Below are 21,533 nucleotides of genomic sequence, written 5' to 3' on the forward strand. Positions count from 1 at the left end.
TTCTTCGCTGCGGCGGGCATCGACCGCATCGAACGGGTCCTGACCGACAACGCCTGGCCCTACCGCAAGAGCTTCGCCTGGCGTCAGGCGCTGGCCGACCTCGGTGCGGCCGGCACTACCGGCCGCAGACCAACGGCAAGGTCGAACGCTTCAACCGCACCCTGCTCGACGAGTGGGCCTACCTGCGGCCCTACACCAGCAACACCGAACGCACCGAGGCCCTGGCAGACTTCCTGCACACCTACAACCACCACCGCTGCCACACCGCTCTCGGCGGCCAGCCACCCATCAGCCGCGTCAACAACGCTGCGGGTCAATACAACTAGGGCCTGGCGGGGGAGTGGCCGGCCGCCTCCGGGACAGCTGGAAGGGGCCCTGCCGGGATCGGCAGGGCCCCTTCGCGTGCCTTGTGCGAGCCGGTGCGCCGGGAGCCGGTGGCGTCGCGAGGTGCGCGGTCACCGCGGGTGCGTCCCCCGAAGGGCCCTCACCCGCGTGGCCCCCGAGAACAGGCCCCCGTCGGGTCCGGGCCACCAGGATGCCGCCATGGGTATACGCATGCTCCACCGCCGGAAGGCCCACGCACGCGTTCACGCCACGGCGGCCGCGGACTCGCGCTCGGGGCCCGGCGCGGCTTCCCGGACGCGGCCGCGCCCCGCCCTCGCGCCCGGCGCCGCCATCCCTCGCATCCCGTGGACCCCCGCCACGGCCCTGCGTGCGGCCGCCGCACGGCTCCGCGGTCCGGCTCTCACCCGGGTTGCGCCCCGATCGCTGCCTCGGTTGCTGCCCCAGGTCCTGCCCCAGGTCCTGGCCAGGGTCCTGGCCCGGTTCCTCGCCGGGTTCGTTCCCCGCGACGACAGCGGGCGGCGCCTGTGGGCCGACGCGGTACGCGGTCACCTGGTCCTGGCGCTCGACGTCCTCGGCCGACTCCGTGGACCCCGTACGGTCCGTCGCATCCCGCTCTTCGTCGTGACGGCGACCCCCTTCACCGAACGCCCGGGCGACTCCGCCGCACACTGACCCGGTCCGCCGCCCCGTCCGTGTCCGCGTCCACTGCCCCGACCGCGTCCGCCTCCGCTGCCGCGTCCGGCTGCCCGGCGCCGGCATCCGGGGCGGCCGGACGAGCCGGGCGGACGGGACGGGCCGGGCGCCACAGCCGCACGCAGACCGCGTACAGCAGCACCCCCAGCACCAGCCCCGCGCCCGCCCCGAAGCACAGCGTCGGGATCAGCTCCCACGGCTTCGCCTCCCGCGACCCCCAGTACTCCCACCACCGCGTCGCCCGCCGCACCGCCGCGACCAGCGCGCACCCGCCGATCACGGCGCCCGCCCACCACCGGTCCCGCACCGACAGCACCGCGACCCCCACCGGCTCGCCGGCCGGCGCCCGGCGCAGCGCGTACGTCACGAACGCGGCGATCACGACCGCGGCCACGGCCGAACCCCCGTACTGGAGGTACCAGTACAGAGGCGATCCGGCGATGTCCTCGCCGAGGACCGGGAACAGCCGCATGCCCCAGCGGTCCAGGTGCGTGAACGCGTCCCACACCACATGGGTCAGCGCGCCGAGCGCCGCCGAGACGTACCACCACAGGGCGGTGACCGGCCGTACACGCGCGCGTGGCGCCCCGCAGCGGGTCAGCGTGGCCGCCCGGCCCTGCCGGGACCGCGGCAGCAGCGCCACCAGCGGCTCGCGCACCAGCAGCCAGAGCCCCACCAGCACCCAGGCGACGACCACGTCGATCGTGAACACGCCGGGGAGGGAGTGCGTGACGTCGCCGAACTCCATGGCCCCGGACAGGACACTCGCCGCGTAGTAGGTCATGTCGGGAGCGAAGGAACCCGCCAGGAGGGCGGCCGGAACCAGAGGCCCGCGGCCGGTGCCGTCGGCGCGCACGGCGGGTAGCACGGCCGCCGCGTGACTCAGGGTGAACGGCAACGGGGCTCCCCGGGGCGAACGTTGACGGGCCGGGCGGCCCGGTGATCTACGACGTCCAGTATGCGGGGCACGGTTCCAGGCCAACCGCACATGGCCGGCTGGTGAAAACGGCACCCGAACGGGTGCCGGTGCAAAAGAAGTTGTCGTAGGGTCGCCTGGGTCGGCGTGCCCGAGGGCGCGTCGAACGCAAGAGCGGAGCAGGGCGAACCGCCCATGGGTGCAACCCTCGGGGCGGGTTGATCGTCACAACGGTGACGGCGGCCGTAGCGGCGACGGCCACGACAGTGGCAACAGCCGCAACGGCAGGGTGCAGGCGAAGAGACGGGCGTACCGCGTCCACGGGAGGGTTCCACTTCATGTCGGCGCATTTCGGCACGAGGCTGCGCAAGGGAGCGGTCAACACGACCGTGGCCGCACTGGCGGTGGCGGCTCTGGCCGCGTCCCAGGCACCGGACGTCACGGCCGACGGCCACGGCAGACAGACCGCCGCCGACACCCCGTCGTCCGCCGAGAGCGGCAGCGGCACCGGTGACAGCGCCACCGGCAACTCGCCGTACTACACGGACCTGCCGCCGCTGAAGAGCCCGAACCCCGCACCGAGCGAGAGCTCCGCCACCACCCCGGCCGCCGGCGGCACCACGGAGGCGGGCATCCCGGCGACCGTCCTGGACGCCTACAAGAAGGCCGAGGCGGAGCTGGCGCAGTCCAAGCCGGGCTGCAACCTGCCCTGGCAACTCCTCGCCGCCATCGGCAAGGTCGAGTCGGGCCAGGCCCGCGGCGGCAACGTGACCGCCGACGGCACCACCATCTCGCCGATCCTCGGCCCGGTCCTCAACGGCGTCGGCTTCGCGAACATCAGCGACACCGACAACGGCGCGTACGACGGCGACAGCACCTACGACCGTGCCGTGGGCCCCATGCAGTTCATCCCGTCGACCTGGGCATGGGCGGGCCGCGACGGCAACGCCGACGGCAAGAAGGACCCCAACAACATCTACGACGCCGCGCTCGCCGCAGGCCACTACCTGTGCCGTTACGACTGGGACATGTCGGCCACGTCCGGGATGCGCAGCGCGATCCTCAGCTACAACAACTCGACGGACTACCTGAACACCGTCCTGTCGTGGCTGGAGTACTACCGCAAGGGCACGCACGAGATCCCCGACGGCACCGGCACCGTGCCCGACAACCGCAGCGACGACGACAGCGGCTACACGCCCGCCTCGCCGTCCACCCCGTCGACGCCCAGCACACCCAGTACGCCGAGCACGCCGTCGACCCCCGACAAGCCCAGCGCGCCGGCGACACCCAGCACCCCGACGCCGACCCCAACGCCGACCGACACGGTCGGCCACCTCGAGGACGCGGGCACGGCGAGTCTCACCGCCATGGCGGGCGACGCGTTCACCGACCGCGTCAGCACCCGCGCGGAGACGGCCGCAGGCAAGGCCGTCGCCAAGGTCCGGATCCGCTTCACCATCGTCGGCGACACCGACGCCACGTTCACCGGCGGCGAGAGCGTCGCCACGGTCGTCACCGGCGCCACCGGCATCGCCCTCGCACCCGCCCTCCAGGCGGGGGAGAAGACCGGCGGCTTCACCGTCCGCGCCACGGTCGTGGGTCGCACGCTCTCCGCACTTGACTACAAGGCCACCGTCACCGCCCGCGCCGCCGACACCCTCGCCCGCACCAGCGGCACCACGCTGACCTGCACCGCCGGCGGCGAGTTCGCCGACCTGGTCGAGGTGAAGGCCACCTACAAGGGCGCCGTGGCGGACAAGGTCGCGGCCACCGCCACCCTGATCAGGTCGGCCGACGACACGACCGTGAACGACAAGGGCCCCTACTTCAAGGACGCCGCCGGCAACCCCGTGCGCGCCCTGGACCTCCAGACGGACGCGAACGGCCTGCTGCAGCTGCCCAAGCTGTACGCGGACGACACCGCCGGCGCCTATCTGCTCCGCATCACCACCACGGGCGGAGCGACCCTGACGGTGGAACTCACCGTCACGGCCGCCGCGACCACGACGCCCAGTCCGACGCCCAGCGAGTCCGAGTCGACGACCGCCGACTCGTAACCCTTCCCAGGTCCCGGATCCCAGGTCCAGTTCCAGGTCCCAGGTTCCAGGACCCCGCTGCGGACCCTTCCGCGCACGACGACGGCGGCGCCCCTGTCTCCCCAGGGGCGCCGCCGTCGTGTGCGACGTGTTCTCATCTCGCCCGCCCGTTGCTACCGTGCCCGACCTGACGTCCCGTCAGCTCCGGGAGGACCGTATGCGTGCCCTGATCGCCGCCGCGACCGGTCTCGCCGTCGCGCTCGCCCTGGTCCTCACACTCGCCGCACTGGGCACACCGGCCGGCCAGACCTCCCCGAAGCCACTGCTGACGACGGTCCCCGCACACCCGTAGACGCCCCGCCCGCCGTTCCGCCCGCGAAGGAGGCCGAGATGCGCCGCAAGGCCAGCCTGATCCTGCTCGCCCTCGCCGTGTTCTTCGCGGCGCTGTCCCCCCTGCTGCGCTGGTACGCCTACCCGCGCCTGGCCAAGATCCCGGCGAACGAATACCAGACCATGGTCCTGGAGGCCAAGAACGCCACCCTCCTCGACTACGGCAGCATGACCGCCCGCACCGTCCCCAAGGTCACCATCGTGCAGACCCTCAAGGGCGACGTGCAGGCCTCCGAGAAGATCGAGAAGACGGCCGGCCGGGACGTCGTCGTCTGGGACGGCCTCTCCTACGTCCAAGGGCCCGACGGCAAGATGGTCTCCAAGGTCCCCGAGCGGTACATCTTCGACGCCCACACCCAGGAACCCGTGCACGCCACCGGCGAGATGGTCGACGGCGACCCGGTGCGCCGGGAGGGCATCGAGTTCAAGTGGCCCTTCCTGACGGAGAAGCGGGACTACGAGTACTTCGACGCGCAGACCCGCACCACGGCCCCCATCCACTACAAGGGCACCCAGACCTTCCGCGGCCTGGAGGTCTACTACTTCGAGCAGACCGTCCCCTGGACCAAGGTCGCCATGCCCAGGACGATGCCGGTCGAAGGCATCACCCCGGAGACCGTCGCCGGCACCGGCACCACCCGCTGGTACACCACGGTCCGCAAGTTCTGGGTCGAACCCGTCACCGGCGCGCCCGTCAACGGCGAGGAGATCCACCAGGAGGAACTCCGCGGCGGCACCCTGCTCGGCGGCCGCGCCAAGGTCACCGCCTTCGCCGGGCACGTGAAGATGCGCGAGGACTACATCGAGCACACCGTGTCCGTGATCAAGTCCAACCGCACCCTGGTCCTGCTGCTGACCGCCTACCTGCCCTGGAGCTTCCTCCTGCTCGGCGCCCTCCTGATGTCCCTCTCCCTCTACCTGGAGGCCCGCGCCCGCCGCCCGGACGGACCCACCGCCGCCGAGCCCGCCGCACCGCAGCCCGTCACCGCCTGAGCCGCGCGTTGGTGAACCGCGTCGGCTCGGCCCCGGCCGGATCCTCGGGCCACGGATGCTTCGGATACCGGCCGCGCAACTCCGCCCGCACCCCCTTGTAGCCGTCCCTCCAGAAGGAGGCGAGGTCGGCCGTGACGGCCGCGGGCCGCCCGGCCGGCGACAGCAGATGCACCAGCAACGGCACCCCGGCGACCCGCGGCGACTCCTGGAGCCCGAACATCTCCTGCAACTTCACCGCGAGGACCGGCCGCTCCGCATCCGCGTAGTCGATGCGGATCCTGGACCCGCTCGGCACGGTGATCCGCTCCGGCGCCAACTCCTCCAACCGAGCCGCCTCGCCGGAAGCCCAGGGCAGCAGCCGCCCGAGCGCCTCCCCGGCATCGATCCGCCCGAGATCGCTCCGCCGCCGGGCTCGGCTCAGCTCCGGCTCCAGCCACTCGTCCACACGCGCGAGCAGCGACGCGTCACCGACGTCGGGCCACGGCTCGCCCAGATGCCACCGCAGGAACGCCAGCCGCTGCCGCAGGACGCCCGCGTCCGGCGACCACCGCAGCAGCCGCAGCCCGTCCCTCTCCAGCCCCTCGACCAGCGCACCGCGCACCAGCCCGGCGTCGGCGTCCCGGAGCGGACGCACCGCCAGCTCCACCGCCCCCAGCCGCTCCACCCGCCGCGCCACCACATCCCCGTCGGCCCAGTGGACCTCGTCCCCCTCCTCGAGCAGCACACCGGCCGCGAACCGGGCGACCTCCTCGTCCACGACCGCCGCGAGCTGCACACGCGCGTGCCCCTTCCCCACGGGCCGGTCGGCGACGGCGACCGCCAGCCAGGGGGCCCCACGCAGCTCCGTGCCCTCGCGGACCTCGGCCCGGGTGCCCGAGACCATGAGGTAGGAACCCCCGTCGGCCCTGGCGAGCCGCTCCGGGAAGGCGAGCGCGACGACGAGCCCGGCGAGGGCGTCGGAACCGGCACGGTCTCCGCCTGCGCTCCCTCCCGCGACGGTGGGGCCGGCCGACGCCGAGCCCTCGACGACGGCCCGCAACCGGCGCACCTCCGCCCGCCACCGCGAACCGTAGGCGTCACCCCCGCGCCGCGCGGACCGCAACGCGGCGGCCAGATCGTCGCCGTACTCCCGCGGGGCCTCCTCGCTCAACAGCGCGACCACCTCGACGGCCCGCTCCACCCCCACCGACGCGGCCCCGTCCAGCAGAGCCCGACCCAACCGGGGGTGCAATCCCAGCCGGGCCAGCCGCTTCCCCCGCGCCGTGGCCCGCCCCGCGGCGTCCACCGCCCCGATCGCCGTCAGCAAGGACCTCGCGGCCGCCATCGCCCCAGCCGGCGGCGGATCCAGCAACGCCAGCCCGGAAGCGTCCGGATCCCCCCAGCACGCCGCCTGAAGGGCGAACGCCGTCAGGTCGGCCACCCTGATCTCCGGAGCCGGGAACGACGGCAGACGGGCATCCTCCGCCTCCGCCCAGCACCGGTACACCGCACCCGGCGCCTCCCGCCCGGCCCGCCCCGCCCGCTGCCGGCCCGCCGCCTGCGAGGCCCGGACCGTCGCCAGCGCGCTCAGCCCGCGCGCGTGGTCCACCCGCGGCTCCCGCGCCAGCCCCGAGTCGACGACCACCCGCACCCCGGGCACCGTCAGCGAGGACTCCGCCACGGAGGTCGCCAGAACCACCCGCCGCCGCTCCCCGGGAGCCAGCACCGCGTCCTGCACGGCCGCCGGCGCCCGCCCGTGCACCTGGAGCACGTCCACCCCGGCCGGGCTCCCGAGAAGCCCCGCGACCCGAGCGATCTCCCCGACGCCCGGCAGGAAGCACAACACGTCCCCCGACCGCTCGGCCAACGCCCGCCGCACCACCGACGCGACGTGCGCCAACAACGCGGGATCCACCCGCATGCCGTGCGGCGGCCGCACGGGACGGGCCGCAGGCGCCCAGACCACCTCGACGCCGAAGACCGAACCATGGGCCTCCACCACCGGCGCCCCGCCCAGCAGCCGCGCCCAGCCCGCCGTGTCCGTCGTCGCCGAGGCCGCCACCAGCCGCAGCTCCGGCCGCAGCGTCTCGCGCACGTCCCACAGAAAAGCGGCCGAGGTGTCCGCGTCGAGATGCCGCTCGTGACACTCGTCCAGCACCACCACATCGACGCCCGACAGCTCCTGGTCGCGCTGAAGACGCTGAAGCAGCACACCGGTCGTGACGACCTCCACGCGCGTGTGCCGCCCGACGACCCGCTCCCCGCGCACCGTGTGGCCCACGCTCTCCCCGGGCCGCTCACCCAGCAGCCACGCCATCCGCCGGGCCGCCGCCCGCACCGCGATCCGCCGCGGCTCGGCCACGAGCACCCGGCGCGCCGGCCCCTCGCCCAGCAGCCCCGCCAGCGCGAGCGGCACCAGCGTCGTCTTGCCCGTACCGGGCGGCGCGGCCAGGACGGCCGCGCCGTGGCCGTCCAGGGCGTCGTTCAGGGCGGGCAGGGCGGCCCGCACGGGCAGCGAGTCCAGGGCGTCGTCACGGGGGATCACGCCCCCAGTGTCGTACGCCCCCGAGAACCACCTGCACGAACCACCTGCACGCGCGCGTGCGCGTGCAGGTGTCGCGCGTGCAAATGCGCGCAGGCAGGTGTGCAGGGGGGAGGAGAGGAGGGACGGGGGAAGGACGGAGCGGGGAAGGCGACCCGCTAGTCCCGCTCGCAGACGAAGACGGCCGTCCCCGGGATCAGGTTCCCGCGCAGCGGGGACCAGCCGCCCCACTCCGAGGAGTTCCAGGCCGGCCACTCCGGCTCGACCAGGTCCACCAGCCGGAAACCGCCCGCCACGATGTCGCGGACCCGGTCGCCCAGCGTCCGGTGGTGCTCCACGTACACCGCGCGGCCCTGGTCGTCCTGCTCGACGTAGGGAGTGCGGTCGAAGTAGGACGAGGACACGGTCAGCCCCTCCGGGCCCGGCTCGTCCGGGAACGCCCAGCGGATCGGGTGGGTCGCCGAGAACACGAAACGGCCCCCCGGCCGCAGCACCCGCCGCACCTCCTTCAGCACCAGCACCGGGTCGGCCACGAAGGGCAGCGCCCCGTACGCCGAGCAGGCCAGGTCGAAGGAGGCGTCCGCGAAGGGCAGCGCGCCCGCGTCGGCGCACACCAGCGGGAACGACGCGCCGATGCGCAGCGCGTGCTGGAGCTGGCGGTGCGAGAGGTCCAGAGCGACCGGACGCGCGCCCTGCTCGGCCAGCCAGCGCGCGCACTGCGCCGCGCCGGCGCCGATCTCCAGGACCGACTTCCCCTTCAGTTCCTCCGGCGGCCCGAGCAGCTCCGCCTCCACCTCGTCCAGTCCCTCGGGACCCCACACGAAGCGGTCGTCGCCGAGGAAGGTGCCGTGCTCGATCTGGTATTCGTCCGCGTTGCGGTCCCACCAGCCCCGGTTGGCCCGGGAGCTCTCGGCGACGTCGGCGTCACGTCGGGTGGCTTCCGGCTCGAAGGCCGGCTCGGACGATGCGGGCTCTTGGATGATCGGCTCCCTCGTCGTACTCTTCCGTGCAACCCGCCCGGCGGTGTCACCCGAGGTGTCACCGAAGGGGCTTCCTGCGGCCTGCGTGACCTCAGGAGAAGGGTTGTGTGCCGGGTATGCGGCGATCCGCCCCGGGTGTGCGCCTTCGCGCATTGACCCGGCCCGGCTGCCCCCGTATGCTACAAGTTGCGCTGTGGGCCTGCGCACCTCAGACGTAGCAGGCTGCGCTCGCATCTGTTGTATGTCCCCTCGGTTCTCGAGGTGCCATCACCAGTTCTCTGGTGAGGTGCTTCCTAAGCTGTCCGGCTTCTTCAGGGCGATCACGGGCTTCCGGCGTAGCAGTACCTACGACTCACTGTCCGTACCGGAGCCCTTTCCCACATGACGAGCAGCACCGAGACCACCGCCACCACCCCGCAGGTTGCGGTCAACGACATCGGTGACGAGGAAGCATTCCTCGCCGCTATCGACGAGACGATCAAGTACTTCAACGATGGTGACATCGTCGACGGCGTCATCGTCAAGGTTGACCGGGACGAGGTTCTCCTCGACATCGGTTACAAGACCGAAGGTGTCATCCCGAGCCGCGAGCTCTCGATCAAGCACGACGTCGACCCCAATGAGGTCGTCGCCGTCGGTGACGAGATCGAAGCCCTCGTTCTCCAGAAGGAGGACAAGGAAGGCCGCCTGATCCTCTCGAAGAAGCGCGCCCAGTACGAACGCGCCTGGGGCACCATCGAGAAGATCAAGGAAGAGGACGGCATCGTCACCGGTACCGTCATCGAGGTCGTCAAGGGTGGTCTCATCCTCGACATCGGCCTCCGTGGCTTCCTGCCGGCTTCCCTCGTCGAGATGCGCCGCGTCCGCGACCTCCAGCCCTACGTGGGCAAGGAGCTCGAGGCCAAGATCATCGAGCTGGACAAGAACCGCAACAACGTGGTTCTGTCCCGCCGTGCCTGGCTGGAGCAGACCCAGTCCGAGGTCCGCCAGACCTTCCTCACGACCCTCCAGAAGGGTCAGGTCCGCTCCGGCGTGGTCTCCTCGATCGTCAACTTCGGTGCCTTCGTGGACCTGGGTGGCGTCGACGGTCTGGTCCACGTCTCCGAGCTTTCCTGGAAGCACATCGACCACCCCTCCGAGGTTGTCGAGGTCGGCCAGGAAGTCACCGTCGAGGTCCTCGACGTCGACATGGACCGCGAGCGTGTCTCCCTGTCGCTGAAGGCGACCCAGGAAGACCCGTGGCAGCAGTTCGCCCGCACGCACCAGATCGGGCAGGTTGTTCCCGGTAAGGTCACGAAGCTCGTTCCGTTCGGTGCGTTCGTGCGCGTCGACGAGGGCATCGAGGGTCTGGTCCACATCTCCGAGCTGGCCGAGCGCCACGTGGAGATCCCGGAGCAGGTCGTCCAGGTCAACGACGAGATCTTCGTCAAGGTCATCGACATCGACCTCGAGCGCCGCCGCATCAGCCTCTCGCTGAAGCAGGCCAACGAGTCCTTCGGTGCCGACCCGGCCTCGGTCGAGTTCGACCCGACCCTGTACGGCATGGCCGCGTCCTACGACGACCAGGGCAACTACATCTACCCCGAGGGCTTCGACCCCGAGACCAACGACTGGCTCGAGGGCTTCGAGTCGCAGCGTGAGGTCTGGGAGAACCAGTACGCCGAGGCGCAGACGCGCTTCGAGCAGCACCAGGCTCAGGTCATCAAGTCCCGCGAGGCGGACGAGAAGGCCGCTGCCGAGGGTGGCGACGCGGCGAGTGCCGCGCCGGCCGCGTCCGGTGGCAGTGGCGGTGGCGGTTCCTACTCCTCCGAGGGTGCCGACACGTCCGGCGCGCTGGCCTCGGACGAGGCGCTCGCCGCTCTGCGCGAGAAGCTGGCCGGGGGCCAGAGCTGAACTCCCCCACAAAGGGAACCCCCAGCCGCTGAGGGCTAGCAGCTAGTCGAGGGCCCGCACCTTTCGAGGTGCGGGCCCTCGGTGCTGCCCGGAAGCGGCATCGCCGTTCACCCCGTGACCGCCCCCGCGCGTCCCCGACCCGGCCGGCCCTCACCCGGTCGCCACGAGAAGTCGGTCAGAGTCACCTGATCAAGGCGCGTGGACCGGGAATGCCCACGGTCCGGCGCGCGTTGGACAGTAGGAACACGAGGGGAGCGGTCCAAGTGCTTGATCCGCAGGGTTTGTACGCATGGGAGCCGAAGGGCCTGGCAGTCGTCGACATGGCGCTGGCCCAGGAGTCGGCCGGACTTGTCATGCTCTACCACTTCGACGGATACATCGACGCGGGCGAGACCGGTGACCAGATCGTCGACCGGCTCCTCGACTCGCTGCCCCACCAACTCGTCGCCCGCTTCGACCACGACCGGCTGGTCGACTACCGCGCCCGCCGCCCGCTGCTGACCTTCAAGCGCGACCGGTGGACCGAGTACGAGGAGCCGACCATCGAGGTGCGGCTCGTACAGGACACCACCGGTGCACCCTTCCTGCTGCTGTCCGGCCCCGAACCGGACGTGGAATGGGAACGCTTCGCCGTCGCCGTCAAGCAGATCGTGGAGCGGCTCGGCGTCCGCCTGGCGGTGAACTTCCACGGCATCCCCATGGGCGTCCCGCACACCCGCCCCGTGGGCCTCACCCCGCACGGCAACCGCACGGACCTCATGCCGGGCCACCGCAGCCCCTTCGACGAGGCCGAGGTCCCCGGCAGCGCCGAGGCGCTCGTCGAGTACCGCCTCATGGAAGCCGGACACGACATCCTGGGCGTCGCCGCGCACGTCCCGCACTACATCGCCCGCTCGGCGTACCCGGACGCGGCCCTGACCGTCCTGGAGGCGATCACGGCGGCCACCGGCCTGGTCCTCCCGGGCATCGCGCACGCCCTGCGCACGGACGCCCACCGGACGCAGACCGAGATCGACCGCCAGATCCAGGAGGGCGACGAGGAACTCACCTCCCTCGTCCAGGGCCTGGAGCACCAGTACGACGCCGCCGCCGGCGCCGAGACCCGCGGCAACATGCTCGCCGAGCCCGTCGACATCCCGTCGGCCGACGAGATCGGGCAGGAGTTCGAGCGGTTCCTCGCCGAGCGCGAGGGCGAAGCCTGAAACAAGCCGACGAGCGTCAGCGAGCGGTAGAGGCAGACGCAGAGGCAGACACAGAGGGCAGACACAGAGGCAGAGGCAGACGCAGAGGTAGAGGCAGTACGCAGGGGCCTGTCGGGTGCATCGTCACCGACAGGCCCTAAGCTTCCGCTCATGCTGAAAGTGGGCCTGACCGGCGGGATCGGCGCCGGCAAGAGCGAGGTGTCACGGCTGCTCGTCGAGTGCGGGGCCGTACTGATCGACGCGGACCGCATCGCGCGCGAGGTCGTCGCGCCGGGCACCCCGGGACTCGCGGCCGTCGCGGACGCGTTCGGCGAGGACGTCCTCGCCCCGGACGGCAGCCTCGACCGCCCCCGCCTGGGCTCGGTCGTCTTCGCCGACCCCGCGAAACTCGCCCTCCTCAACTCGATCGTGCACCCCCTGGTCGGCGCCCGCTCCCGTGAACTCGAGGCGGCCGCCCCCGAGGACGCCGTCGTCGTCCACGACGTCCCCCTCCTCACCGAGAACGCCCTCGGCCCCCTGTACGACGTCGTGGTCGTCGTCGACGCGGCCCCCGAGACCCAGCTCGACCGGCTGGTGCGGCTCCGCGGCATGTCGGAGGAGGACGCCCGCGCGCGGATGGCCGCCCAGGCGACCCGAGACCAGCGCCGGGAGATCGCGGACATCGTGATCGACAACGACGTACCGCTCGCCGAACTCCACCGACGGGTGAAGGACGTGTGGGCCGATCTCACGCGCAGAGCACACGCGCCGCACGGGGCCACACCGGAATAGCGGCCCTCGCTCCGCGCGTTGAACGCATTGAGCAAGGGAAGGATTTTTCCGTGCCCGATACCAGCGGTTCGACCGGACGTACTCCGGAGACACATGTCATCGACTTCCGTGCCGCGGAGCAGCTGCTCGCCGCACGGGACCCGCGGGGCGCGGTGAAGTTGCTCGACAAGGTCATTGCCGCGCACCCCGAGAACACCGCCGCCCGGCTGCTGCGCGCGCGTGCCTTCTTCGCCGCCGCCCAACTGCGGCCTGCCGAGCTGGAGTTCACCATCGTCCTGGAGCGCGAGCCGGACAACGCCTTCGCGCACTTCGCGCTCGGCCGCACCTATGAGCGGCAGGGCCGTGGTGACCAGGCCAAGCGCCACTTCCGGCTGGCCGCGGCACTGGACCCGAACCCGCAGTACCTCAAGGCCGCGCGCTTCGAAAGCTGACAACGGCCGGCCTCCGGCTGCTGGACCACTGGGCCGCTGGACCACCAGGCAACCGAGCCGCTGGATCAGTGGGCCACCGAGCTGCTGGGGCAGCGGGTCACCGAGCCGCTCGGTCAGCGGGCAACCGAGCTGCTGGGTCAGCGGGCCACCGGGCTTCAAGGGTGACGATGCTCGGGCGGCCGGTACGGCGGGATGTCGCGGCCCGGCTGGTAGTGGGGGCCCTGCCGCCGATGCCTGAGGATCATCGTCAGATCGACCGTGATCACCAGCCACAGCACTCCGCACGCGGCCGCCCACCCCGGGCGCCCCACGAGAGCGAACGCGGCCGTCCCGAAGATCGCCCAGGCCAGGCCCCACAGGGTCAGCCACAGACGCATCCGCAGCGCACTGCGCGCTGTCACCGGCTCACTGCCCGTACGCATCCCGATCACCGCTCCTCCCTGCAACGTACTCCCCGGTCAGGATGTTCTCCAGGGGGCCGGCGTGCTCGCCTCCCACGCCGCTCGAACAGAGCGGCCGTCCCTCGAACGAGTGAACCAGCCTGGATGGGGAACGGCCGTACGCAGACGGGCCGTTGAACGGGCATGAGGCTGGAAATGCGAGACGGATACCAGGGAACGGGTCCCGGTGCGATCACTCCGGACGGCTGTGCGGTCGAGCTCTACTCGCGCCTGCCGGTGGGGAACGAGCCGGAAGTCATCGCCGCGGCGGTGCCCGCGGGCGCGCACATTCTGGAGCTGGGCAGCGGGGTCGGCCGAGTGACCCACGCCCTGCTGGAGCGCGGGTTCACGGTCACGGCGGTGGACGAGTCCGCCGAGATGCTGGAGCGCGTCCGTGGGGCCCGCACGATATGCGGCCCCATCGAGGACCTCGCCCTGGGCGAGACGTTCGACGTGGTGATGCTCGCCTCGTTCCTCGTGCACAACGGGGACGCCGAGGTGCGGCGAAGGATGCTGCGGGCCTGCGCACGGCACGTCGCGAAGGACGGCTGCGTGCTGATCCAACGAGAAGGAGAGGACTACCACTCGAACGTGCCGCGCGAGCGCGTCGACCCGAGCGGCTTCACGATCCGGATCGTCTCCGCCGAGCCCGTCGGGGACGGCGTCCACTCCGTGCGCGCGGAGTACGACTTCCCGGACGCGGCATGGACCCAGACCTTCCGGTCCCGACCGCTGACCAAGGACCAGTTCGAGGAGGCCCTGGCGGAAGCGGGGCTGAGGGTGGAGCGCTACCTGACGGAGGACCGCATCTGGGTGAGGGCGGTGCCGGTGACTGAGTAGAAAGGGGAGGGACGGCGTGAGAAGGTCCGGCGGGTTGCGATGAGTTCGCTGAGGGAGGTCGGTCTACCTCCCTGACAGCACAACGGACCGCTCACCGCAGGAGACCCTCATGTCCGAGACCACGGCTTCCCTCGCCGCCACCACGTCCGCGCCCGCGCCCGTGCCTGTGCCTGCCTCGGCGGTCGCCCGAGGTCGTCGGGCTCGCCGCGGTCGGATCGCCCTGCGAGGCCTTCAGGTGCTCCTCGCGCTCTTCTACGGCATCGCCAGCGCGCTGCCGAAGCTGATCGCGCACCCGTCGGCCTCCGAAGCCTTCGACGAGATGGGCTGGGGCAGCGCGGGCATGTACACCATCGGCGCCCTGGAACTCGCCGGCGCGGTCGCCCTGCTCATCCCGGTGCTCCAGTCCGTGGCGGCGGTGGCGCTGGGTGCGCTGATGGTGGGCGCGTTCATCGTCCAGGTCGTCGTCTTCGACGGCCAGAACGCGGCGACGCCGCTCATCCTGCTCGTACCGCTGGCGCTCATCGCCTGGAAGCGACGGGAGTCGAACGCGGAGCTGCTGCGGTTGGCGCGCCGAGGAGCGTGACCAGTCGGTGGGCAGGAGGGGGAGGGGAGGGGAGGGGGGAGGGGCCCAGCCCCTTGGGTCAGCCGGCTTTGATCCATCCGGCCTGGTCTTACGGTGGAGACATGGACGCCTCGCCCTTCGCCTCCCCTCTGGCCGTGCTCGACCGGCGGGTCGGGGGCTGTCGGGCGTGTCCTCGGTTGGTGGCCTGGCGTGAGGAGGTCGCCCGGACCAAGCGGGCGGCCTTCGCGGAGTGGACGTACTGGGGTCGGCCCGTGCCCGGCTTCGGGCCGCCGGACGCCCGGCTGCTGATCGTAGGGCTGGCCCCGGCTGCGCACGGGGGGAACCGTACGGGGCGGATGTTCACCGGGGACCGTTCCGGCGATGTGCTGTACCAGGCGTTGTACGACGTGGGGCTGGCGTCGCAGCCCACCGCCGTGTCCGTCGACGACGGGCTGGAGCTGTACGGCGTGCGGATCACCTCGCCCGTTCACTGTGCGCCGCCCGCCAACAAGCCCACCCCGGGGGAGCGGGACACGTGTCGGCCCTGGCTCGTGCAGGAGCTGAGGCTGCTGCGGCCGACGTTGCGCGCGGTCGTCGTGCTCGGTGCTTTCGGTTGGCAGGCCGCGCTGCCCGCGTTCGCCGAGGCGGGCTGGACCGTGCCCCGGCCGCGGCCCGCCTTCGGGCACGGGACCCGGGTGCCGCTCGACGCCCCGGAGGCCCCTGACGCCCCGGACAGCCGGGACAGCCGGGACGGCGTCGGCGGCCTCGACGTCTTCGGCTGCTACCACGTCAGCCAGCGCAACACCTTCACCGGCCGGCTCACCCCCGAGATGCTGCGCGATGTGCTGCGCACGGCTGCGGGGGCTGCTGGGCTGTCGTGAGCGCCGGTCAGACGACGCGTGCCGCGGTGACCGGTCGGGACGTGACCGGGTAGGCCTTGTCCCGGGCGGTGTTGACGCTCCAGCGGTAGCGGGAGAATTCTCCGGTGGCGTCGGAGGCGTAGAACATCATGTGGCCGATGCCGACGCCTTCGAACTGCTCCTCCGCGACGAGGCCGACCATGCGGGTGTCGGGATACTTGGGGTAGTTGGTCAGCGCGTACACGCCGTGCGGTTCGGCCGTGCAGTCGACGACCTCGACGGCGTACTGGGTCTCGCCGGTGAAGTCGGCGACTCCGCTGAAGGCGCCCTTGACCTCGCGGACCATGACGATGTGGCCGGTGTTGCCCTCGACCTGGCCGCTGTAGTCCACCGCGATCAGATCGCCCGGCCGGAGGTCGGCGACCTTGCGGATCTGCTGGAAGCGCGGGCCGGCGGTGCCGTCGGCGAAGGCCTGGCGGTAGTCGGCGGCCTCGGGGACGCGGTCCGCGAAGTACTGGGTGAAGTAGGCGTCGGTGGCCCATCCGTAGGTGTGCTTCAGCGCCCAGGTGACGAAGGACGAGCAGCGGGCTCGGGCGATCCAGCTCGCCAGGTCGTCGGGTGTGCCCCAGGTGACGGTCGACGGGGAGCCGATCAGGTAGACGTTGTTGAGGCGGGCCGTGCGGCCGCTGATCAGGGAGATCTCATCGGCGCTCAGGGCGCGGCCGTACGCCCGCACATCGTCCACGGAGCCCTTGAAGTGGTTCACGTAGGCGCCGTTCCAGCGGGCCCTGCCTATGTTGAAGCCCTGGGGGGCGGCCCAGGACAGGGTGGCGTCGGCGGTGCCTTCCAGTACGCCGTTCACGTACAGGTGGACTCGGGTGCCGTCCCACACTCCGCTCAGGTGGGTCCACTTGCCCGGCGTGGGGGCGGTGGTGGCGAGGGCGGAGATCTTGACGCTCTGGTCCTCGGCGCGCACCTTGAACGCCCAGGCGCCCGCGGTGTCGTCGTACTGGAGCAGGAAGCGGCTGCAGCCGGTGCCGTCCTGGCTGACGGCCGTGTACATGTTGGTCAGGGCGGCGTCGTCCGCGAGGCGTACCCAGGCGGAGACCGTGAACGGGGTCGTGGTGTCCAGCACGGAGGCGGTGGCGGCGTAGGCCGCGTCCAGGGTCAGTTCGCCGCCTGCCCGCAGGGTGGTCCAGCTCGCGCCGGTGCCGGGGGAGACGGGGTGGTCGCGGCCGGAGCGGTCGGCGCCGGAGCCGTCCAGTGGCCAGTGGCCGGTGAGGCCGGTGGGCAGGTAGCCGGCCGCGAGGAGGCGCTGGTACTGGACCATCTGCTCGGCCTGGGCGAGATGGGGTGCGGCGACCGGTGTGAACGGGGTGTCCAGTGGGGTGTCGGCGGCCGCGCTTCCGGCGGTGCCGAGCACGCCGGTCACCGCGCCCGCCCCCACGAGTGCGGCTCCGCTCAGCAGTCCGCGTCTGCTCACCATGGTCGTTGTCCCCGTTCCGTCGGCGTGTGTGCGCCTTCGGACGCCTGTCCGAAGGGTCAGGGGATTCTAGGCGGAGCGTGATCGGGGAGGGGCGGCGCTTCGGGGAGGTCGGCTTCCCCGAACAGGTGCCGGACCGTGGAGCGGTAGTTGGCCTGTACGTGGTTCAGGGCGTGGGCGCGGGCGCGGGCCGGGTCGCCGGAGGCGATGGCGTCGTAGAGGTCCTGGTGTTCGGTGAGGAGTTGGGGCCATTCCTCGTTGCGCCGGGTGAGCCATTGCAGGCGGCCGGCGACCGGTTCCATGACCGAGATGAGCAGGGTGTTGTCGGCCATGGCGAGGAGCCGGTCGTGGAAGCGGGTGTTGATGTCGGTGATCGCCTCGGCGTCCCCTGCGTCGGTGGCGCTGGCCGCGCTCGCGAGGAGTTCCCTTAGTTCCGCGAGGTCCTCCGGGGTGGCCCGGGCGGCGGCCAGTCCGGCCGCGTACACCTCCAACGCCTCGCGCAGTTCGAAGAGTTCCTTCACGTCGGTGGGGCTCAGTGGCCGTACGACCGTACGGCGTGGGGTCTCGAACAGGACGAAGCCCTCGGCGACGAGTGCTCGGATGGCCTCCCGGACCGGGACCCGGGAGACGCCGAACCGGTCGGCCAGCTCGCGCTCGACGAGTCGGTCACCGGGACGCAGCCTGCCGGCGATGATCTCCTGCCGCAGGGACCCCAGGACGCGCTCGCGCACCGCTCCGAGGGGTTCGATCTTCGTCATGGGCCCATCTTCGCCGATGCGAGGGGGCTTTTACGGAGCTGTAACGGGGCGGACATCGGTCGGAACGCTTGACGACGGGACCATGTCCGCAGTTTGGTATACCAAACGGTCCGGCAGTAGTCCTCCTCCGTCCCCTCGCCCATGGAGGCCCCGTGTCCCTCGCCGACAGCGCCGAAGCCACCGACGCACCCGCGTTCGTCCCCGACCCCCGGCTCACCAACGAAGACCTCGCGCCCGCCGAGAAGCGGAACTGGAAGGTCTTCGACCTCTTCGCCATGTGGATGTCGGACGTCCACAACCTCGGCAACTACACCTTCGCCGCCGGACTGCTGGTCCTCGGCATGAACGTGTGGCAGATCTTCACGTCCCTCCTCGTCGGCTTCGTGCTCATCTACATCGGCATGAACTGGATGGGCAGGATCGGCCAGAACCACGGTGTGCCCTTCCCGGTGATCAGCCGCATCAGCTTCGGCGTCTGGGGCGCCAACATCCCGGCTCTCATCCGCGCCGTGATCGCCATCATGTGGTACGGCATCCAGACCTACCTCGCCTCGGTCGCCGTCAACGTGATGCTGCTGGCGGCCTGGCCGGGCCTGGAGTCCTGGACGCACAACTCCTTCCTGGGCCTCGACGCGCTGGGCTGGCTCTCCTTCGTGTCCCTCTGGCTGGTCCAGGCGATGATCATCAGTCAGGGCATGGAGTCCGTGCGCAAGTTCCAGGACTTCTGCGGCCCCGCGATCTGGCTGGTGATGATCGCGCTGGCGGTGTGGGTGCTGTCCAAGGCGGGCTGGACCATCTCGCTCACCTCCACCCCGCACCCGGTCTCCGTGGGGGAGCAGTGGCGGCAGTGGTTCGGCGCGATCGGGCTGATCCTCGCCACGTACGGCACGCTGATGCTGAACTTCTGCGACTTCTCCCGCTTCGCGCCCGACTACAGGACGGTCCGCCGCGGCAACTTCTGGGGGCTGCCCCTCAACTCGACGGCCTTCGTGGTCGTCTCCGTGATCGTCACCGCCGGCTCGCTCGAGGTGTTCGGCGAGGCCATCACCGACCCGGCCGAACTGGTCGCGAAGGTCGGCAACACCTGGGTGCTCGTCCTGGGCGCACTCACCTTCGCCATCGCCACCATGGGCGTCAACATCGTCGCCAACTTCGTGTCGCCGGCGTACGACCTCGCCAACGTCTGGCCGCAGAAGATCACCTTCAGGATCGGCGGCATGATCAGCACGGTCGCGGCGCTCGTGGTCACCCCGTGGAACCTGTTCTCCAACCCCACGGTCGTCAACTACTTCCTCGGCGGTCTCGGCGCCTTCCTCGGCCCGCTGTTCGGCGTGATCATGGTCGACTACTACTGGGTCAAGCGCGGTCGCGTCGACGTGAACGAGCTGTTCGACGCCACCCCCGGCTCCCGCTACTACTACCGCAAGGGCGTCAACCCCAAGGCGCTGTGGGCGTTCCTCCCCTCCGCGGCGGTCGCGGCGGTGCTCGCGCTGGTGACGACCTTCAGCGATGTGGCGCCGTACTCCTGGTTCATCGGGACGGCCCTCGGGGCCGGTCTGTACGTGCTGCTGTGCCGCAGTGAGCGGACCGCCGGGGCCGTGGCCGCCGTCGAGAAGCCCGTGGAGGTCTGAGGAGCGTGCGGAACGTGCGGATCGTCGTCACCAACTGCAACACCACGCAGGAGATGACCGAGGAGATCGTGCGAGGTGCCCGGGCCGCGGCAGGCCCGGGCACCACCGTGACCGGACTGACCCCCGCCTGGGGGCCCGAGTCGGCGGAGGGCTGGCTCGACAGCTTTCTCTCCGCCGCGGCGGTCATGGACGCGCTGCGGACCTACGACGGTGCGCCCTACGACGCCGTCGTCATGGCCGGCTTCGGTGAGCACGGACGTGAGGGCGTACGGGAGTTGGTCGACGTGCCCGTCGTCGACATCACCGAGGCCGCGGCGCATCTGGCGTGTCTGCTGGGGCGCCGGTACGGGGTGGTGACCACGCTGGAGCGGTCCTGCGGCCAGATCGAGGACAGCCTGGAACTGGCCGGGGTGGGCCGCAACTGCGCCGCCGTCGTCGGCACCGGACTCGGCGTCCTCGACCTGGGCGACCGCGACCGCACCGGGGCGGCCTTCCTGGCGGCCGCCGAGCGGGCCCGGGCGGCGGGGGCCGAGGTGCTGGTCCTGGGGTGTGCCGGGATGACGGGCCTGGAGCGGATGGTGGGCGACAAGCTGGGTCTTCCGGTCGTCGACGGGGTGGGCGCGGCGGTGAAGCTGGCCGAGGGGCTGGTCGGGCTGGGCCTGACGACCAGCCGGGCGGGGAGTCTCGCGAAGCCGGTGTCGAAGCGGAGGGTGTGGGGGGCCGAGTAGCCGGGCGGCGGTACTCCCGGGGCGGGAGTGGACGGGCGGCGGTACTCCCGGGACGGGAGTAGGCGGGCGGCGGTACTCCCGGCGCGGCGACGCGACGCGCCGGATCAAGGGGTCTCCTCGGGTCCGCGTGTTCGTGGGGCGCACCCGGTCAGGAACTCCTCGCTGCGCTCGGCCGCTTCGACCCGCTCGACGCGGTAGAGGCGCAGCTGCGGCGCGGCCCGCGCACGGGGATCGATGCTGAGCCGGTCCGGGGGCCCCAGCAGTCGGAGCACCAGCGGGCCCGTCCATCCCCGCATCCGCAGTCCGGCCAGCGACACGTACCGCCGTCCGTCCTCCCTGTACCTCACCAAGGCCCGCTCCCCCCGCCGCACTCCGGTCGTCACGTTCTGTGACGACGCTTCCCATTGAAGCGCGCCCCACTGACAATCGCCGTGCGGCGGATACCCGTTGGACAACGCCGAGCCGTGCTCGTCACGCTGAGGCCCATGCGGAGCAAGTACCTGGGTCGATTCACGGCGGCGGACTTCTCAGGGGCCTCGCCGGAAGTTCCGGCGGGCCCGCGGAGGTCTGCCATGTCCCGTACCGTCCATCACGTCCGTCTGCGGCATCGTGTCCGGCCCGATGACCGGCCGTCCCAGCGCCGGGGCTGGAGCACCGGCCACCGTCTCGACGAACTGCGTTACAGCGCACGGGAGTCGGCCCGGGCGCGGCGCGAGGGGCGTCGACCGGTGCCCGTCCCGCTGGTGTGCGCGTTCCGCTCCTACACCTTTCCCCGGTCCCTGAACTCGCCGATCGGCGGCCCGTACGAGTCCCGTGCGCGTGCCGCGCTGTCCGTGTTCCGCTCGACCGCCCGCAACCGTCTGCGCGCCGCCCCGCCGGGCGCGCTGCTCCGCGCGGCCGAGGAACTGGACCACCCGCCGACCCGCCACCGTCACCAGGACGTGTGGAACGGCTGAACGGCTGAACGAGTCCTTCGTGACCGGGGTGCGCGAGGAGCGCAGGCTGAAGTTGCTGACCTGGGTCCTCAAGTGCGCCGACGTGCGACATGGGTGGCTCC

The 21,533-nt window shown here is 71.6% G+C and carries 21 protein-coding genes and 1 pseudogene; 15 read left to right on the forward strand and 7 right to left on the reverse strand.

All coding sequences use genetic code 11. From position 1 onward, the window contains the following. Both ACIRPU_RS24270 and ACIRPU_RS24275 read left to right on the forward strand, forming a co-directional pair. Nucleotides 1–326, forward strand: a pseudogene (locus tag ACIRPU_RS24270) (integrase core domain-containing protein); the annotation flags it as partial. A 217-nt stretch (nt 327–543) separates the two neighbouring features. Next, nucleotides 544–1,017, forward strand: a complete 474-nt coding sequence (locus ACIRPU_RS24275) for a hypothetical protein (RefSeq protein ID WP_403870713.1) — start codon at nt 544–546, stop codon at nt 1,015–1,017. On the opposite strand, the gene ACIRPU_RS24280 is transcribed toward ACIRPU_RS24275, so the two are convergent. Beyond that, nucleotides 983–1,936 (reverse strand): DUF4184 family protein, encoded by a 954-nt coding sequence (locus tag ACIRPU_RS24280; RefSeq protein WP_403870716.1) that lies wholly within the window; start codon nt 1,934–1,936, stop codon nt 983–985. The two genes, ACIRPU_RS24275 and ACIRPU_RS24280, sit on opposite strands and share 35 nt — an antisense overlap. 356 nt (nt 1,937–2,292) lie before the next feature. Between ACIRPU_RS24280 and ACIRPU_RS24285 the strand changes: the two genes are divergently transcribed. The 3 genes from ACIRPU_RS24285 to ACIRPU_RS24295 all read left to right on the forward strand — a co-directional run bounded on the left by ACIRPU_RS24285 (nt 2,293) and on the right by ACIRPU_RS24295 (nt 5,376). Then, nucleotides 2,293–4,014 (forward strand): lytic transglycosylase domain-containing protein, encoded by a 1,722-nt coding sequence (locus ACIRPU_RS24285; RefSeq protein WP_403870719.1) that lies wholly within the window; start codon nt 2,293–2,295, stop codon nt 4,012–4,014. A gap of 196 nt (nt 4,015–4,210) precedes the next feature. Further along, complete coding sequence (locus ACIRPU_RS24290; RefSeq protein ID WP_403870722.1) at nt 4,211–4,345, forward strand: SPW_0924 family protein; 135 nt, start codon at nt 4,211–4,213, stop codon at nt 4,343–4,345. Nucleotides 4,346–4,383: 38 nt separating this feature from the next. Beyond that, nucleotides 4,384–5,376 carry a DUF3068 domain-containing protein gene (locus ACIRPU_RS24295; protein ID WP_403870724.1) on the forward strand — a complete coding sequence of 331 codons (993 nt, stop codon included), beginning with the start codon at nt 4,384–4,386 and terminating at the stop codon, nt 5,374–5,376. On the opposite strand, the gene hrpB is transcribed toward ACIRPU_RS24295, so the two are convergent. Together hrpB and ACIRPU_RS24305 are read right to left on the reverse strand one after the other, a co-directional pair. After that, nucleotides 5,366–7,897 (reverse strand): ATP-dependent helicase HrpB, encoded by a 2,532-nt coding sequence (hrpB, locus tag ACIRPU_RS24300; RefSeq protein WP_403871284.1) that lies wholly within the window; start codon nt 7,895–7,897, stop codon nt 5,366–5,368. The two genes, ACIRPU_RS24295 and hrpB, sit on opposite strands and share 11 nt — an antisense overlap. Before the next feature lie 158 nt (nt 7,898–8,055). Next, nucleotides 8,056–9,030 (reverse strand): class I SAM-dependent methyltransferase, encoded by a 975-nt coding sequence (locus tag ACIRPU_RS24305; RefSeq protein WP_403870726.1) that lies wholly within the window; start codon nt 9,028–9,030, stop codon nt 8,056–8,058. A gap of 228 nt (nt 9,031–9,258) precedes the next feature. Here ACIRPU_RS24305 and rpsA point away from each other — a divergent pair, with 228 nt between their 5' ends. From rpsA to ACIRPU_RS24325, 4 genes are all read left to right on the forward strand, one after another. Next, nucleotides 9,259–10,770 (forward strand): 30S ribosomal protein S1, encoded by a 1,512-nt coding sequence (gene rpsA, locus ACIRPU_RS24310; protein ID WP_403870729.1) that lies wholly within the window; start codon nt 9,259–9,261, stop codon nt 10,768–10,770. A gap of 263 nt (nt 10,771–11,033) precedes the next feature. Next, nucleotides 11,034–11,972 carry a PAC2 family protein gene (locus ACIRPU_RS24315; RefSeq protein ID WP_355703761.1) on the forward strand — a complete coding sequence of 313 codons (939 nt, stop codon included), beginning with the start codon at nt 11,034–11,036 and terminating at the stop codon, nt 11,970–11,972. Nucleotides 11,973–12,122: 150 nt separating this feature from the next. Then, nucleotides 12,123–12,743, forward strand: coding sequence for a dephospho-CoA kinase (coaE, locus tag ACIRPU_RS24320; protein WP_403870732.1), 621 nt, complete (start codon nt 12,123–12,125; stop codon nt 12,741–12,743). A 50-nt stretch (nt 12,744–12,793) separates the two neighbouring features. Next, nucleotides 12,794–13,174, forward strand: a complete 381-nt coding sequence (locus ACIRPU_RS24325) for a tetratricopeptide repeat protein (RefSeq protein ID WP_355703763.1) — start codon at nt 12,794–12,796, stop codon at nt 13,172–13,174. A 155-nt stretch (nt 13,175–13,329) separates the two neighbouring features. Here the strand turns inward: ACIRPU_RS24325 and ACIRPU_RS24330 are convergent, their stop codons facing one another. Further along, nucleotides 13,330–13,596 (reverse strand): DUF6343 family protein, encoded by a 267-nt coding sequence (locus ACIRPU_RS24330; RefSeq protein ID WP_171396629.1) that lies wholly within the window; start codon nt 13,594–13,596, stop codon nt 13,330–13,332. Between the two features lie 174 nt (nt 13,597–13,770). Here ACIRPU_RS24330 and ACIRPU_RS24335 point away from each other — a divergent pair, with 174 nt between their 5' ends. The 3 genes from ACIRPU_RS24335 to ACIRPU_RS24345 all read left to right on the forward strand — a co-directional run bounded on the left by ACIRPU_RS24335 (nt 13,771) and on the right by ACIRPU_RS24345 (nt 15,897). Then, entirely contained in the window at nt 13,771–14,454 is a 684-nt protein-coding gene (locus tag ACIRPU_RS24335; RefSeq protein WP_403870736.1) for a class I SAM-dependent methyltransferase, read from the forward strand. Between the two features lie 109 nt (nt 14,455–14,563). Then, on the forward strand, nt 14,564–15,037 hold the full coding sequence (locus ACIRPU_RS24340) for a DoxX family protein (RefSeq protein WP_403870739.1): 474 nt from the start codon (nt 14,564–14,566) through the stop codon (nt 15,035–15,037). A 101-nt stretch (nt 15,038–15,138) separates the two neighbouring features. Next, entirely contained in the window at nt 15,139–15,897 is a 759-nt protein-coding gene (locus tag ACIRPU_RS24345) for a uracil-DNA glycosylase (protein ID WP_403870742.1), read from the forward strand. A 7-nt stretch (nt 15,898–15,904) separates the two neighbouring features. Here the strand turns inward: ACIRPU_RS24345 and ACIRPU_RS24350 are convergent, their stop codons facing one another. Together ACIRPU_RS24350 and ACIRPU_RS24355 are read right to left on the reverse strand one after the other, a co-directional pair. Beyond that, a complete protein-coding gene (locus ACIRPU_RS24350; RefSeq protein WP_403870745.1) occupies nt 15,905–17,362 on the reverse strand; it encodes a LamG-like jellyroll fold domain-containing protein in 1,458 nt (485 codons plus the stop codon). Nucleotides 17,363–17,418: 56 nt separating this feature from the next. Beyond that, complete coding sequence (locus tag ACIRPU_RS24355) at nt 17,419–18,117, reverse strand: GntR family transcriptional regulator (RefSeq protein WP_403870748.1); 699 nt, start codon at nt 18,115–18,117, stop codon at nt 17,419–17,421. Nucleotides 18,118–18,269: 152 nt separating this feature from the next. On the opposite strand from ACIRPU_RS24355, the gene ACIRPU_RS24360 reads away from it, so the two are divergent. Together ACIRPU_RS24360 and ACIRPU_RS24365 are read left to right on the forward strand one after the other, a co-directional pair. Next, nucleotides 18,270–19,748: an NCS1 family nucleobase:cation symporter-1 gene (locus tag ACIRPU_RS24360; RefSeq protein ID WP_355703770.1), complete on the forward strand. Its 1,479-nt coding sequence runs from the start codon at nt 18,270–18,272 to the stop codon at nt 19,746–19,748. A 14-nt stretch (nt 19,749–19,762) separates the two neighbouring features. Continuing rightward, a complete protein-coding gene (locus ACIRPU_RS24365; protein WP_355703771.1) occupies nt 19,763–20,476 on the forward strand; it encodes an aspartate/glutamate racemase family protein in 714 nt (237 codons plus the stop codon). A 104-nt stretch (nt 20,477–20,580) separates the two neighbouring features. Here the strand turns inward: ACIRPU_RS24365 and ACIRPU_RS24370 are convergent, their stop codons facing one another. After that, nucleotides 20,581–20,823, reverse strand: coding sequence for a hypothetical protein (locus ACIRPU_RS24370; protein WP_403870752.1), 243 nt, complete (start codon nt 20,821–20,823; stop codon nt 20,581–20,583). A gap of 225 nt (nt 20,824–21,048) precedes the next feature. On the opposite strand from ACIRPU_RS24370, the gene ACIRPU_RS24375 reads away from it, so the two are divergent. Then, nucleotides 21,049–21,432: a hypothetical protein gene (locus tag ACIRPU_RS24375; RefSeq protein ID WP_355703772.1), complete on the forward strand. Its 384-nt coding sequence runs from the start codon at nt 21,049–21,051 to the stop codon at nt 21,430–21,432. The last annotated feature ends 101 nt before the right edge of the window (nt 21,433–21,533 follow it).

Source organism: Streptomyces sp. NPDC102259 (assembly GCF_044766465.1).
Taxonomy (GTDB): domain Bacteria; phylum Actinomycetota; class Actinomycetes; order Streptomycetales; family Streptomycetaceae; genus Streptomyces.